Genomic DNA, 13,609 nt, shown 5'->3' with positions numbered 1-13,609 from the left:
GAAAAATGAGCGAATCCAAAAATAAAATTGATTTTAAAATGCTTGACTATGAGCGAGTCGGCGGAGACTTTGTTGCATTCAAGCTGGAAGATGGTGCACTAGTCAAGGTAAAAGTTGATCTGGATAGAGTTGGCATTGCAACCAATCATAGAAATCCAGACGGTACCCCACATTATGCAATCAATACATCCGTCAAGATATCTATCATACCAAATGATAGAAAGTTTTCAGTTGAGAAAAGTCTCAAAGATAAACAATCACCGCCACCACCAAGTCAAATGTTCAGTTAAAATTTAGTTTAGAAATTAATCTAGAAAAAGTAAATTTGCGTCAATCATTAGATTGACGCGGTGCGATTTCTTATCGTCGTCGCTTTTTTGCTGGAGCCTTTCGCTTAGCTGCCTTGCGTTTTGGAGCTGCCTTCTTCTTTGAAGCTGCCTTTCGCTTTGGTGCTTTACGTTTAGCTGCTGCTTTACGTTTAGTAGCCATTACAAAAAGTGCTGATTGCTTGTTTTTCTATAGTAATACTAAACAAAATTACACCAACTGATTACATATTGTACACGATTTTTTTATTGCAAAAAAATTTCTGATCGCAAAAATTTCAATAAACACTTTCAGCTGACGGTCTTTTTCCTTGCAACCAACTTGTGTGATTGCAAATTGTGCATTTGTATTGTCTTCTGCGCTTGTAAGTTGCATTAATTGCAATGAAAACAATCTCTTGTTTTGTTTTACTCATACAATATTTGCACCAACGGTTTTCTGTTTCTTGATCCATGTGATCTATCTTGTCTTGATAATTGTCAACACATCTTCATCTTGTAGAACATGCTGTAATCCAACTCGTTGTCCGCCAAACTTGACACTCTTTCCCCAAACCAAGCCATAGCGAAATTCTTTTTTCAAGCTTCGATGCAATTTGTTGCAGACATCTTCAATTGTAGAGTTTCGTCTAATGATTAATGGTTCTTTGAAATCTGTCTCGCCGCCTTTTGGTCTCATGTATAATCGAATAAAGTCAAGTTTTTCGTAGATTTTTTCCTTAACCATCTCTATGTTGAGTCCCGAGTCTGCAGATATTGGTATGACCTCGGATTTTACCTTGGTCTTTACCTCTTTGACAAACTTTGGATCTACCAGATCTATCTTGTTTAGGATGGTAAGCGATTCTGCATAGCTTTTATCACCTGTTAGATGATCCACTAGCTGCTCTGAGGTAATATCTTCGCGTATTACTACCCTGGCGCTGGTAATGCCATACACGTTTAGTATTTCACGCACCAGTTTTTCAGACATTGAGGTTAGCTTTACCTGCTGGGCTACTGCCACGCCTCCAATTGCCGCCTTTTCTACTACTATGTTTGGGGGTTTTTGGTCCAGTCTTATGCCGATATTGCCAAGCTCTGTTCTTAGCACATTTTCATGGTATGGTTGAAAAACATCCAAAACCAAGATTACCAAGTCTGCGCTTCTTGCAACCGAGAGAATTCTTTTCCCAAGGCCTTTTCCTCTTGATGCACCTTCGATGATTCCAGGCAAGTCCAAGACTTGGATCCTAGCTCCTCTATACTCCAACATGCCAGGCACTACCGTTAGTGTTGTGAATTGATATGCTGCAACGGCGGACTTGGAGCCTGTCAGCTTGTTAAGTAGGGTTGATTTTCCAACACTGGGTAATCCAATAAACACAACGGTTGCATCGCCTGATCTTTTTACATCAAATCCATCGGAGCTGATGCCGGATTTTTTTGCCTGATTGGTTTCCTGCTCTCGCTTTAGCTTGGCAATCTTTGCTTTGAGTAAACCGACGTGGTGCTCTGTTGCCTTGTTCAGCTGAGTTGAATGTATCTGATCTTGAATAGCTTTAATTTTTTCAGGAATTCCCATTTGGTTTCAATTAAGAGAGTCTGGTTTGTCAATAAAATCTTTTGATTGATTATTATCTAGGCTTTGTCTCAAACCACCACATGAGGCGCAAGACCTTTGCCGTTGACATTGATGGCACCATAACAGAAAATGGTGGAGGAAGAATCCATTTGGGCGCACTCAATTCTTTGCGTCACATGAAAAGATTGGGACACAATGTGATTTTGGTTTCTGGAAGATCATCAATTGAAGCTTACCTGCTTGGGGTTTTTGGCGGACTGGATACAATAGGTGTTGGGGAAAACGGCGGATGCATCACATATGGGTCCAATGATCACACCTTGCTTGGCAACAAGCAACAATGTGTAGAAGCACTGGGAATAATTCGCACAAAAATCCAAAATGTCACAGAAAAGCCAGTCTTTCCACGAATGACTGAGGTTGTTTTGGAGAGAACATTTGACATATCGGACGCACAAAAAATAATCCAAAGCACATCACTTGATGTTGTGTTGGCAGACAGCCAATATGCAATCCACATAAACTCTGCTGGCATAGACAAGACAACTGGATTCAAAGAGGTAATGAAAAAGATGGACATCAAACCAGAGGATGTAATTGCGATTGGGGACAGTGAAACAGATGTTCCGCTATTCAAGCTGGCAAAATACAGCATTGCAGTGGGCAATGCATTTGATGATGTAAAATCACACGCAAGCATGGTGGTTTCAGCTCATGCCGGCGATGGCGTAATTGAGGCACTAGACAAATTAGCCCCAACCTTATCGGAACTATAGGTATGAGCTTTAGAGTTTTACTAGATGAAATCAAAAAGAATCTGCTTGTAATATTACAAGAGCAAAAGATCTCTGATCTTGCATTTTCACTAGAGCCTGCAAAGGAGGGCTTTGGGGATGTCTCGTGCAATGTTGCGTTTTTGGCAGCAAAATCGCTAAAGAAAAGACCAAACGAGATAGCGCAAATAATCACATCATCGTATGAAAAATTTCTCGGCGGACTGGTCTTCAGAGTCGAGGCGCATCCATCAGGCTATGTGAATTTTTACGCAGACTCTGGCAAGCTGGCAGAAATTGTAATCAGACAATCCCAACAAGATGATTATGGCTCTATCAATGTTGGTGATGGCTCAAAAATAACACTAGAGCATACAAGTGTTAATCCGAACAAGGCACTGCACATCGGCCATGTCAGAAACGTGGTGGTTGGCGACTCGATGGTTAGGATACTGCGCAAGGCAGGCTATTTTGTTCAGACCTTAAACTACATCGATGACTCTGGCTTGCAGGTGGCAGACATTTTGCTTGGCTTTACTCATCTTGGATTCTCGCAAGAGCCACCAGTGGGACAGAAATTTGATCATTATTGCGGAGACGAAGTCTATGTCAAGACTACCGAAAAATATCAAAGCTCACCAGAACTCCAAGAGATTAGAAACAAAATACTAAAAGAAATAGAAGAAGGAAATTCCGAGACTGCCAAATTTGCATCAAAAATTACTACGAGGGTTTTGTCTGAGCAGCTAAAGACGTGTTGGAGACTGGGTGCATCGTATGACTGTCTGAATTTCGAGTCCGAAATTGTTCGCTCAAAGTTGTGGCCGCAAATCTTTGATAAACTAAAGCAGATGAATCTGATAAAGTTCGAGTCAGATGGGAAAAACAAGGACTGCTGGGTCATAATTGCAGATGGTGAAGAGGACAAGGTCTTGGTTAGAAGCAATGGGACTGCTACCTATATTGCAAAAGATATTCCATATGCAACATGGAAGTTAGGTTTGGTCGATGATCCATTCTACTACAAAGAATATGCCATGCAGCCAAACAACAAAGTTTTGCACCAAACAACACTGGAGCCAAACAATTCCCCCAAGCGCAACTATTCCTCAGATCGAGTCATTACAGTGATTGATTCACGACAAGCCCGACTCCAAAACATAATCACAACCCTGATGCAAAAGTTTGAAGCAGGCAAAAAAGAATACATTCACCTCAGCTACGAGTCTGTAACGTTATCCTCTGATACTGCAAATTCGCTAGGACTGGAAACTGGCGGAAAATCCGCGCAAATGTCTGGCAGAAAGGGCCTATACGTAAACGCAGACAAGATACTGGACACATTGGAGCAGAAAACCTTGGATGAGACAAAAAAGCGCAATCCCGAACTATCTGAACAAGTCTTGCATCAAATTGCGCAAAATGTGGCCGTTGCCACCCTACGGTATGAGATGATAAAGCAAGACTTGGACAAAATAATAACATTTGATACCACAAAATCTCTCAGCCTTGAGGGCGATACTGCACCATACATCCAATATGCATATGCTAGGGCAAGCAGAATAATAGAAAAATCAAACACGACTCCGAATTTTGATGCCAGATATGATCTGCTAACCGATCAGCACGAGTTTAATCTGGTCAAGGCAATTGGCAGACTAGACTTGGCAGTGCAGGATGCTGCAAATAATCTGTCCCCCAAAGTAATTGCAAAATATTGCTATTCACTGGCGGTATCGTTTAATGCGTTTTATGAACATGTCCGGGTTTTGGATGCTACGTCAGACTTGCTCAATGCAAGAATCTGTCTTGTATATGCATTCCAGTCCTGTCTACAAAAAGCATTGGCACTAGTTGGTATAGGCACCCCATCTAGGATGTAGTTCGTTTGTTTTGAACAAACTAGGGAATAATATCGAATCACCACAAAAATCATTATTCGTATGGCACAAGTATGTGATAATCATCTAGACAGCAAATGTACGGTCTGCCGAAATACAGTGGAAATAGCCGAAGGCGCAGTACTGTATGACAAAAAATGGTATCACCAAAAGTGCTGGGAATTAGGTGGTAAAAATGGTCAAAGTAATAGTGATTGATGACGACGTAGATACAGTAGAGGTATTTTGCGAATATTTGGAAATCAAGGACATCACAGTTGTGGGTCGTGGCTATAATGGCAAGACTGCTGTAGAGTTGTATGAAAAATACCGCCCCGATATTGCACTGCTTGATGTGATGATGCCAGAATATGATGGGTTTTTCGGACTGGAAAATATCAAAAACATCAATCCAGATGCCAAAATAATCATGGTGACTGCAGACCTTACCTTTGATACAGAGAAAAAGCTAAAGGACCTTAACGCATCGGCAGTAATCTACAAGCCATATGAAATCGATAGCGTAATTGATACAATCCACAAAGTCTACAAGCAAACCCTCACAGTAACGCAATAAATGCTATATTTGTCGGATTTTGATGATATGCTATGAAAATACTAATTGCAGACGATGAGCCTGACTTGCTTTCACAATATAGGACTATTCTTGAAGACCGTGATCACCAAATCATAACAACACTTGATGGTGAGTCCTGCGTTTTGGAATATTCCAAAGCCATGACACAAAATCATGAAAATCCGTTTGATGCTGTTGTATTGGATTACTCAATGCCAAAATTAAACGGACTGCAAACGGCAAAAGAAATCTTGGGCCTAAATCCATCACAGAGAATTATTTTTGCATCAGCATATGTGCAGGAAACATTGGTTGATTCAATCAAAAATCTAAAGCAGATAGTAGAGTTGCTGCAAAAACCGTTCTCACTGCAAGCATTGGTTGACACCATCGAGGACAAAAACATCTATGAAGAGTTGGCCAAGCTAAACGTAAACGTGCAAAACTTGATGGACCTCAATCCAACTCATGCGCAAATTCGTGACTATCTTGAGGCACTGCGCAAGATCCAAAAGGCAAAGACCTTCTAGATAGCTTATTATTCGATTTCCCAAGTGCCAGATCATGAAGATAAAAAACAATTCTTACGTTCTGTTTTTCTATAATGACTCTAAAAAATGGCTAAACAAAATAGACAGAAAGCAATCACTACACACTCATGTTGGTGTGATAAAACACAAGGACGCCATAGGAAAGGAGTATGGCTCTAGGTTGCGCACTAACAAGGACAAGTATGTCTATCTTTTGGAGCCCACTGTCCATGACTTTGTAATGAGGAGCCAACATGGAACGCAGATTGTCTATCCAAAGGACTTGGGATACATTGCAGCACGCGCTGGAGTCCAGTCAGGACAGAAAATAGTCGAAATCGGAACCGGAAGCGGTGCTCTGACTACATTTCTTGCCAGTATTGTAAAGCCACGGGGACACGTCTACACATTTGATGTGGCACCTGACTTTATGGCAATTGCAAAAAAGAACATCACGCGCGCCGGTATGCTAAAGTACATTACAATGCACGAAATGGACCTCAAAGTGGCAAAAAAAATGCCATTATCTGAGATGGACATGGCAGTAGTGGATTTGGGTGATCCGTGGACAGTAGTCCCTCAGGTAAGAAAGATGCTCAAGGGGTCTGGCGCGTTTATTGCAATCTGTCCTACCATGAACCAGCTTGAAAAGCTCACAACTGCTCTAGTTGAGAACGAGTTTACCGATATCGAGTGCTCTGAGCACATTCTAAGAACAATAGAAGCTCGGGAGGGCAAGACAAGACACTCTTTCTATGGTATTGGCCACACGACATACGTTGCCTTTGCAAGAAAGGCCTTCTATGATAGAAAGTCCAAAAAAGAAACTCCTGAGGAAAAGCCAGAATCTGACTAGTGCGCTGTTCGCTCTAAGCGCACAAACACGATCTAATAGTCTTTTTTAGATTTGGATATAGTGTTCCGAATTGCTATCCCAGCACAAAAAGTCCGAAAAAAAACTACACCTAGATGAGGCACGCAAGAACATGGAAAATCTTGGCGTACTACATCCAGAGAACCATGTAACAAAACAAGACATTGAAAAACTTGGCTTTGCGGACGATATTAGAAAAATGAAATCAATCCAAAGAGAAAAGATGCTGGAAGATTTGTCATGTTTACTCAATGATAGGATTCGGGAATTTGAAAAAATCGAGCAAGAGGACAAGTGGAAGGAATCCGTACTACAAAGACTAAACTCTGAGCTAAACTCAAAGATCATTCAACTAGAAAAAGCAAACAAGACAATATCAGAAGAAAAGGCAAGATCTGATGAGCTAAACAAAAAACTACAGGAAACCCTACTAAAACTGCAAAGCTCAGAGGAACAACTACGACTGGAACGAGACTGGCTTGCACAACAAGTAGAGAAAAAGTCTAAAGAAGTACTTGATACTATCCGCCAAATGATACAAGACGAATCAAAGCAAGCCTCGCAGTAATCGAAGAAAATTTATCCAAATCACATCTAGTGGTATAGTGGCCCAAAAACTAACTCCCATTCTAGTAAGAAAATTCATCCTAGGCAGAAAACAAGACTCTCGCAAGGGACAAAACGGCAAGGTCCTAGTTGTTGGCGGAAGCTACATGTATCATGGAGCACCAGTCTTGGCATCACTTGCCGCATTGCGGGTGGGAACTGATCTGGTGTATACGGCAGTTCCAAAGATCAACGCATCTGCCACTCGTGCAATTTCTCCTAATTTGATAGTCATACCAATGGTTGATGCCAAGCTTACACGTGGCTCTGCAAACAAGCTGTTAGGTCAGGTCCAGTCCGGACTGGATTCTGCAACAATAGGAATGGGACTTGCTATTGCAGATGAAGAAGGCCTCAAAAACCTGGTAAAGTCATTGCTTGACCAAGATGTCAGATTATCACTTGATGCAAGCGCATTGATTGGCGCTATTTTACCGATTATTTCCGGCAAAAACGTGGTGTTAACACCACATGCAGGCGAATTTCAAAGACTGTTTGGGGTCTTGCCATCAAACAAAATCAAAGAGAGAATTACACTGGTGGAAAGATTTGCCAAGGAACATCAAACCACCATACTTCTCAAGGGTGCCACAGATGTGATATCAAATGGCAATCAAACCTACATCAACCCAAAGAATCTTGCATCAATGACTGTTGGCGGAACCGGCGATGTTTTGTCTGGTTTGGTGGCTGGATTGTTATCAAAAAACAGAAACGCAATAGAATCAGCAACCGCGGCATCATATGTCAATGGCATGGCAGGAAAACTAGCACAAAGAAATCACGGCTTTCATATTGTGGCAACTGATCTGATTGATAACATTTCATCTGCTATGAAGCCATTTGATAAAGTGATTAAATGAAAAAAATACTGCAACACATAGATCACACCATGCCAAGCCTTGTCTCAGATCTTCAAACACTGATCAGACAGCCAAGTGTTTCTGCAAAAAACGAGGGAATTGAGCAATGCGCAAGACTAGTTGCAAATATGCTAAAAAAATCTGGAATAAAATCCGAGATTCTGAGGCTAAGGGGAGTAGCCCCGCTAGTCTATGGCGAGATAAAATCAAAGAAAAATCCAAACAAGGCCATTCTGTTTTACAATCATTATGATGTGCAGCCAGCAGAACCTTTTGATCTGTGGGATGATCCACCGTTTAGTGGTGTAGTAAAGGGCAACAAGATCTTTGGTAGGGGCTCTACCGATGACAAGGGAGAACTAATCACCAGAATAAAGGCAGTGGAGGCATTCTTGCAGCAAACAGGAGATGTCCCCTGTAATGTAAAGTTTGTAATTGAAGGGGAAGAGGAGATTGGAAGCGCACACATTGAACAATATCTGAAAAAATACCAGAAAAAATTTGCATGCGATGGCGTGATCTGGGAGTTTGGCTATGTTGATGCAAAAAACAGGCCAATAATCGGTCTTGGCATGAAGGGATTGCTATATGTTGAGCTAACTGCAAAGGAGTCTATCCGCGATGCTCATTCTAGTCTGGCAGTGATAATCAAAAACCCAGCATGGAGACTAGTTGATGCGCTAAAGACACTGCGGGATTCTTCTGGCAAGATTCTGATAAAAGACTGGTACAAAGAAGTAACGCCATTTAGCAAATCTGATCTGGAACTATTATCAAAGGAACCATTTGATGAATCCGGATTCAAGTCTGAATACAGAATATCGGAATTTGTAAATAACAAAAAAGGAATTGGAGTCAAAAAAGCACTTGCAGGTGATCCTACATGTAATATTGCTGGCATGATCTCTGGCTATACCTTACAAGGCGCAAAGACCGTATTGCCATCATCAGCAATGGTCAAAATCGATTTCAGGTTGGTTCCAAAGATGGACCCAAAAAAACAGATGGCACGACTAAGATCACACCTAAAAAAACACGGTTTTTCAGACATTCAAATCAAGATGTATCATGGTGAGGCAGCATCTCGAACTGATCCTGTCAGCCCATTTGTGGAAAATGTCAAAGCAGCAGCAAAATCCTCCTTTGGCAGCTATATCGTAAATGTATCAAATGCCGGAACCGGACCGATGCACTCCTTTGCAAGTGTGCTCAAGGCACCCTGCATTTCCATTGGATCGACTTACATGTTTGCTAGGATTCATTCGCCAAATGAATTTGCAAGAATCGATCTGCTCAAAAAAACCACAAAGTGTATGTGTCATATTCTGGATAAATTCTGAGCCTGTATCACCCAGAAAAGACTTTAAAGTGCATCTAAATCAAAGCAAAACATGTCAATGTACATGCCAGGTGCAACCGCGGTCGGAATCACATTTGATGGCGGTGTAGTGTTTGCAAGCGAAAAAAGAATCGCGTATGGCAATTTCTTGGTATCAAAGACTACAAAAAAGACATTCACACTAACCGATAAGGTTGGCACAAGCGTTGCAGGCTTGGTTGCAGACATGCAGATTTTGGTTTTACAAATCAAGGCACTGGCAAAAATCCGCAAAATGGAGCTAAAACGCGATGTACCACAGAATTCTATTGCAAAGATGATGTCAAACATGATGTATGAGAGGAGATTCTTTCCACTTTTGACTCAGGTTATTGTGGGTGGTGTGGTTGGCAAGCCAACAATCTATACCTTGGACCCATTGGGCTCTGTTTTACCTGATGAATATGCTGCAGTTGGAACCGGTGCAGAAATGGCACTGGGTGTTTTAGATCATCAATTCAAAGAAAACATGTCAGAAAAAGACGCAACTGATCTTGCAATAAAGTCAGTCAAGGCAGCAACCATGAGGGATTCATTTTCTGGTGATGGAATTGATGTTCTTGTTATAACAAAGCAAGGTGCAAAAGAGTTTACAGAAAAATTATAAAAATAGAACACCCCCTCTTACGCACAAAAAACTTCTAGCTTCACAGCATGTTGTACGATATGATTAGTTGGAAATTTTTTTCCTAATTTCATTTACAGCGAAATCATATTCAAGTAAATAAGTATCGAAAGTTGATGGAATCATATCTCTTAGTTTTACAGCGACTTCACGATATTTGTCTCTAAAATGAATAATTAAAATCGCAAAGACGATCGAAGTTAGGTTATGAATAGTCTGTCGGTCATATTTCTCATATTGGAATAGAAAAATTGCCATGAAATCTGCCGAAATGATATTCTCAAGTTGTGATAAATTCTGAATGCCCATCTGTGATAATTCATTAACTTCGATCTTACCTGTTCCGTCAAATCCATAAGATGGTTTCAGACTCTTTAATCCTGCAAACTTCAGGCTTAGATGTAGTTTTAATGTGGCAGGATCTATTTCGATTTCAGCAAATTTACCTTCTTTTGTTTTTTGTGTTATCCGATCAATGTTTGTATCAATTCTTTTTGTGATCAGATCAAACTGATTATCCGCATTTTCTAGCAGTCCTGCTGTTAGATAAAAATCTCGTTTAATATCATCAGAAAGTCCTTTGTACTTGTAATTTCTATCATGTTCAATTTCTGCCCATGCATGTTCAAGAATTGTTTTAATTTGTATTTCGAAGTAAAGACTGTTAAATTTTTTGTATTCGGGCAAGGCCAATCTTTGCGTAGGAATCTTACAAATAAGGTGAATTGCTCTGTAACCAAATCGATCTGGTGGTAACTCAGATGATTTGTCTTTAGATTTGGCATCGTCAACATCAAAATTTTCTTTTATAGTTTTAACGATCTTATCTACATCGTCTCTAACATAACCTACTGCTCTAATTCCAGCTAAATCAAACAAGGTCCTAGATGCATATTTCGGATCTTTTGTCTTGTTTTGAAGGCTCTCTATACTTTTTGCCCTGAATTGGATTAGTGCGTAGTTTATTTTATTTAGATTTAAAATTTCAGTCAAGATTTTTGCGACCCTGTCTGCAAGTTCTTGATAAATAGATCTATTTTCTCTATACCAATTTATATCATGTATTGGTGGTTGTGACAAATTTCTCTAAATTTGTATTTTAGTGAAATGATTTAATGATGTTGGCATGGATTCATTCAGTGTCAGAAGCCATTCGTTCAATCGTACCGAGTTGTAGGTCTTTTTCTGTCTGTATTACGACTCCTCTTTCAAATTCTCTGATCTTCCCAACGTCACTAATTGAATCTTGCAATATGAAAGATCGTATCATAGTACCTCTCTTACCTTGAATTTGTAGATTATTTTTCATATGTCTCTAAATGTTTGATTTCATTTGATCCAAGATTACTTAATTCTGACTGTTTTCATTTTCCGTTAAATCGAAGAGTCCGTTTTACAATATGATCATACAATTTTAGATAATAGTTTTTTTATACAATAATACACATTATACTATGATGAATGCCAGGTCGCTTTTAGCAATTATTCTGGTTAGTCTGACAATAATGATTAGCTCCGCTGGCTTATCCAATGCAGATATTACGATTCTGGGAAAGGGGCACGCGCCAATTTATGTGTCTGACAAGAGTGCGGATGACTATGATCTTAACAATGATGCTCTGGTGGACTATTACTTTAGGGCCCATTATACTGGTAATTCAAACCAAGTCTACAAGGTTGATTACAAACTCATTGATGAATGCGTAGACGGGAGCACATATGGCGATGCAACACTAAAGCTTGGATTTTCTACAACCGATATTTTCTTTTTTGACAGAACCTGGTTTACTAATTTTGATGTCTGGACACAATGGTTCAAATCCAATGATAGCAACAAACGAGTCGATCTTGTCTCCTTGACTCACGGACAATTACCGATTCCATTCCCTACTAGCGGAGATGATGTTATACAAAACAATGACAAGAAACGAGGCTCATTTATCCACAAACAAAGCATTCCGGAGCTTGACGGTCAGGCAGGTTGGGAAGGCTCTGTATTTTTCCGTGGCTCGCCAGGCGAGTATTACCTGTGGACAATACACCCAGCTGGGGGAATATCTGGCTGTGATAGATTTGCAGCAATTGGAATTCCAATAATAATCAACTAGTCTTTAATCGACTTTTTAGCTTCCCAGTACTTGTCTGAAATATAGTGCAGATTCTCAATCACGATTCCCTTGTTCATGTCTACCATCTCTTTACTTGATACTAAAGATCGTCCTACTGCAAGTGATTTTTTCTGAGATTCTTCTATGATGCATACAATTTGGCCTGCTTCAAATTCGCCAAAGCTTCGAATGCCAGGTCGCATGACATTTGCACCGTTACACATGAACTTGACTGCACCCATATCCACCATGACACTTGGGAACTTTGCCAGAGTTGCAGCATCTGATAGGAATGGCAAATAGTTCTCTCCAATTTTGATTGCAGTCAGGCCTTCGCCGACTATGATTTGCCCTTCTTCAAGCTCGTAGATTTTGAGGTTTTTTATTTTTGGTAGCTCCACCTTCCACTGTGTGATGATTTGCTTTAGCACCTCGGCAGTTTCTGTCTTTGATATGAGATTGGACTTCAATCTCGCAGGATTTCCTTTCTGATATCAAGCAAGTCTCGCAATATTGCGCTGGCAGTTTCAGTTCCACCAGCCCCTTTTCCTATGATGGTCTGTGTGCCAGAATGCTCTGATGTAAATGAAATTGCATTTAGCGTTCCATTGACACAAAGTGGATCATCAATTGGAATTTCCTTTGGAGCAACAACCAGTTCCTTATCACAGGATGCAATCAATTTGATTGCCATTTTCTTTTTGGCTGCCTTTTTGACATCCTCACTGGTTACCTTTCGTATGCCGGTTCGATTAATGTCGGGCATTGTAACCTTCATCCCCATTATCCAGTTTGCCAAAATGACTAGCTTTGCAGCCGCATCAAATCCATCCAAGTCTAGCGATTCGTCTGCTTCAACATATCCTCGTGACTTGGCATCTTTGAGTGCTTGGGCAAAGCTCATGCCGTGTGACATGTTGGTTAGAATGTAATTTGTCGTACCATTTAGTATGCCAGCAAATGATACAATCTGCTCGCCCTGCAAGCTGTTCTTTGCATAATCTAGGATTGGCGTTCCACCGCCTACGGTTCCTGAAAATCTAAACTGGACCTGGTTGTATGTGGCAAGCTCCATTAGTGATGGAAAAGCAATTGCCAGCGGTCCCTTGTTCACAGAAATGACATGCATTCCACGCTTCATTGCAGTTATGATGTGAGACATGCCGGGCTCTGCGTCATGATAGTTGCTGGCAGTAGTCTCAATTAGGACATCGGCATCTACGTTTTTTATTATCTCAAGGCCAGACCATTTCTTTTTTGATTTATCGTAATGTTTGATAGAGCCAAATTTCTTTTTGATCTCTACTAGTCTGTTTAGGTCTAGGCCTGATTGTTCTACTGCTCCACCATGGGTATCAAATGCACCGACAATTCTTGGCATTATTCCGTATTTTGCGTACAGATCATCGGACCTTGATACCAAAAGTTTTGCCAGGCTCTGGGCAACGGTTCCAAATCCACATAGTATGATTCTCATTTTCTACTTCAGACTTGGTTTAATCCTG

At 40.6% G+C, this 13,609-nt stretch carries 16 protein-coding genes; 11 read left to right on the top strand and 5 right to left on the bottom strand.

Going from position 1 to position 13,609, the window contains the following annotated elements; translation table 11 throughout:
- The first annotated feature begins 5 nt into the window (after positions 1-5).
- Positions 6-290, top strand: a complete 285-nt coding sequence (locus SU86_RS05830) for a hypothetical protein (protein WP_048188130.1) — start codon at positions 6-8, stop codon at positions 288-290.
- A 70-nt stretch (positions 291-360) separates the two neighbouring features.
- On the opposite strand, the gene SU86_RS10105 is transcribed toward SU86_RS05830, so the two are convergent.
- Positions 361-489, bottom strand: coding sequence for a hypothetical protein (locus tag SU86_RS10105; RefSeq protein ID WP_256363741.1), 129 nt, complete (start codon positions 487-489; stop codon positions 361-363).
- A 297-nt stretch (positions 490-786) separates the two neighbouring features.
- Positions 787-1,890, bottom strand: a complete 1,104-nt coding sequence (locus tag SU86_RS05820; RefSeq protein ID WP_048188128.1) for an OBG GTPase family GTP-binding protein — start codon at positions 1,888-1,890, stop codon at positions 787-789.
- A gap of 80 nt (positions 1,891-1,970) precedes the next feature.
- Here SU86_RS05820 and SU86_RS05815 point away from each other — a divergent pair, with 80 nt between their 5' ends.
- From SU86_RS05815 to SU86_RS05775, 9 genes are all read left to right on the top strand, one after another.
- On the top strand, positions 1,971-2,666 hold the full coding sequence (locus tag SU86_RS05815) for a phosphoglycolate phosphatase (RefSeq protein ID WP_048189282.1): 696 nt from the start codon (positions 1,971-1,973) through the stop codon (positions 2,664-2,666).
- A 2-nt stretch (positions 2,667-2,668) separates the two neighbouring features.
- Positions 2,669-4,546, top strand: a complete 1,878-nt coding sequence (locus SU86_RS05810) for an arginine--tRNA ligase (RefSeq protein WP_048188126.1) — start codon at positions 2,669-2,671, stop codon at positions 4,544-4,546.
- A gap of 193 nt (positions 4,547-4,739) precedes the next feature.
- Positions 4,740-5,120, top strand: a complete 381-nt coding sequence (locus SU86_RS05805) for a response regulator (RefSeq protein ID WP_048189280.1) — start codon at positions 4,740-4,742, stop codon at positions 5,118-5,120.
- A 32-nt stretch (positions 5,121-5,152) separates the two neighbouring features.
- Positions 5,153-5,650: a response regulator gene (locus tag SU86_RS05800; RefSeq protein ID WP_048188124.1), complete on the top strand. Its 498-nt coding sequence runs from the start codon at positions 5,153-5,155 to the stop codon at positions 5,648-5,650.
- A gap of 31 nt (positions 5,651-5,681) precedes the next feature.
- Positions 5,682-6,506 (top strand): tRNA (adenine-N1)-methyltransferase, encoded by an 825-nt coding sequence (locus SU86_RS05795; RefSeq protein WP_048188121.1) that lies wholly within the window; start codon positions 5,682-5,684, stop codon positions 6,504-6,506.
- Between the two features lie 70 nt (positions 6,507-6,576).
- Positions 6,577-7,092, top strand: a complete 516-nt coding sequence (locus SU86_RS05790) for a hypothetical protein (RefSeq protein WP_048188119.1) — start codon at positions 6,577-6,579, stop codon at positions 7,090-7,092.
- A gap of 34 nt (positions 7,093-7,126) precedes the next feature.
- Positions 7,127-7,993 carry an NAD(P)H-hydrate dehydratase gene (locus tag SU86_RS05785; protein WP_048188118.1) on the top strand — a complete coding sequence of 289 codons (867 nt, stop codon included), beginning with the start codon at positions 7,127-7,129 and terminating at the stop codon, positions 7,991-7,993.
- The gene (locus tag SU86_RS05780; RefSeq protein ID WP_048188117.1) at positions 7,990-9,333 is read left to right on the top strand and encodes a M20/M25/M40 family metallo-hydrolase; all 1,344 of its coding nucleotides are present in this window, start codon (positions 7,990-7,992) and stop codon (positions 9,331-9,333) included. The genes SU86_RS05785 and SU86_RS05780 overlap by 4 nt, the downstream gene beginning before the upstream one ends.
- Positions 9,334-9,384: 51 nt before the next feature.
- The gene (locus SU86_RS05775) at positions 9,385-9,978 is read left to right on the top strand and encodes an Ntn hydrolase family protein (protein WP_236687667.1); all 594 of its coding nucleotides are present in this window, start codon (positions 9,385-9,387) and stop codon (positions 9,976-9,978) included.
- A 63-nt stretch (positions 9,979-10,041) separates the two neighbouring features.
- On the opposite strand, the gene SU86_RS05770 is transcribed toward SU86_RS05775, so the two are convergent.
- Complete coding sequence (locus SU86_RS05770) at positions 10,042-11,076, bottom strand: GTP pyrophosphokinase (RefSeq protein WP_048188116.1); 1,035 nt, start codon at positions 11,074-11,076, stop codon at positions 10,042-10,044.
- 425 nt (positions 11,077-11,501) lie between these two features.
- Between SU86_RS05770 and SU86_RS05765 the strand changes: the two genes are divergently transcribed.
- Positions 11,502-12,104 (top strand): hypothetical protein, encoded by a 603-nt coding sequence (locus SU86_RS05765; RefSeq protein ID WP_148550820.1) that lies wholly within the window; start codon positions 11,502-11,504, stop codon positions 12,102-12,104.
- Here SU86_RS05765 and SU86_RS05760 read toward each other — a convergent pair.
- Both SU86_RS05760 and SU86_RS05755 read right to left on the bottom strand, forming a co-directional pair.
- Positions 12,101-12,574 (bottom strand): PUA domain-containing protein, encoded by a 474-nt coding sequence (locus SU86_RS05760; RefSeq protein ID WP_048188113.1) that lies wholly within the window; start codon positions 12,572-12,574, stop codon positions 12,101-12,103. The two genes, SU86_RS05765 and SU86_RS05760, sit on opposite strands and share 4 nt — an antisense overlap.
- Entirely contained in the window at positions 12,571-13,581 is a 1,011-nt protein-coding gene (locus SU86_RS05755; RefSeq protein ID WP_048188112.1) for a homoserine dehydrogenase, read from the bottom strand. Before SU86_RS05755 ends, SU86_RS05760 begins: the two co-directional genes overlap by 4 nt.
- Positions 13,582-13,609: the final 28 nt, after the last annotated feature.

Source organism: Candidatus Nitrosotenuis cloacae, from assembly GCF_000955905.1.
In the GTDB taxonomy this organism is placed as follows: Archaea; Thermoproteota; Nitrososphaeria; order Nitrososphaerales; family Nitrosopumilaceae; genus Nitrosotenuis; species Nitrosotenuis cloacae.
The sequence above is the reverse complement of the archived record's forward strand: the minus strand, read 5'-3'. Positions and strand labels throughout refer to the sequence as shown.

What these genes read in the sequence shown, in the direction of transcription:
- SU86_RS10105 (WP_256363741.1), bottom strand. Translation starts at nt 489, where the DNA reads ATGGCTACTAAACGTAAAGCAGCAGCTAAACGTAAAGCACCAAAGCGA.
- SU86_RS05765 (WP_148550820.1), top strand. Translation starts at nt 11,502, where the DNA reads ATGATTAGCTCCGCTGGCTTATCCAATGCAGATATTACGATTCTGGGA.
- SU86_RS05800 (WP_048188124.1), top strand. Translation starts at nt 5,153, where the DNA reads ATGAAAATACTAATTGCAGACGATGAGCCTGACTTGCTTTCACAATAT.
- SU86_RS05815 (WP_048189282.1), top strand. Translation starts at nt 1,971, where the DNA reads ATGAGGCGCAAGACCTTTGCCGTTGACATTGATGGCACCATAACAGAA.
- SU86_RS05775 (WP_236687667.1), top strand. Translation starts at nt 9,385, where the DNA reads ATGTCAATGTACATGCCAGGTGCAACCGCGGTCGGAATCACATTTGAT.
- SU86_RS05805 (WP_048189280.1), top strand. Translation starts at nt 4,740, where the DNA reads ATGGTCAAAGTAATAGTGATTGATGACGACGTAGATACAGTAGAGGTA.
- SU86_RS05820 (WP_048188128.1), bottom strand. Translation starts at nt 1,890, where the DNA reads ATGGGAATTCCTGAAAAAATTAAAGCTATTCAAGATCAGATACATTCA.
- SU86_RS05780 (WP_048188117.1), top strand. Translation starts at nt 7,990, where the DNA reads ATGAAAAAAATACTGCAACACATAGATCACACCATGCCAAGCCTTGTC.
- SU86_RS05810 (WP_048188126.1), top strand. Translation starts at nt 2,669, where the DNA reads ATGAGCTTTAGAGTTTTACTAGATGAAATCAAAAAGAATCTGCTTGTA.
- SU86_RS05830 (WP_048188130.1), top strand. Translation starts at nt 6, where the DNA reads ATGAGCGAATCCAAAAATAAAATTGATTTTAAAATGCTTGACTATGAG.
- SU86_RS05755 (WP_048188112.1), bottom strand. Translation starts at nt 13,581, where the DNA reads ATGAGAATCATACTATGTGGATTTGGAACCGTTGCCCAGAGCCTGGCA.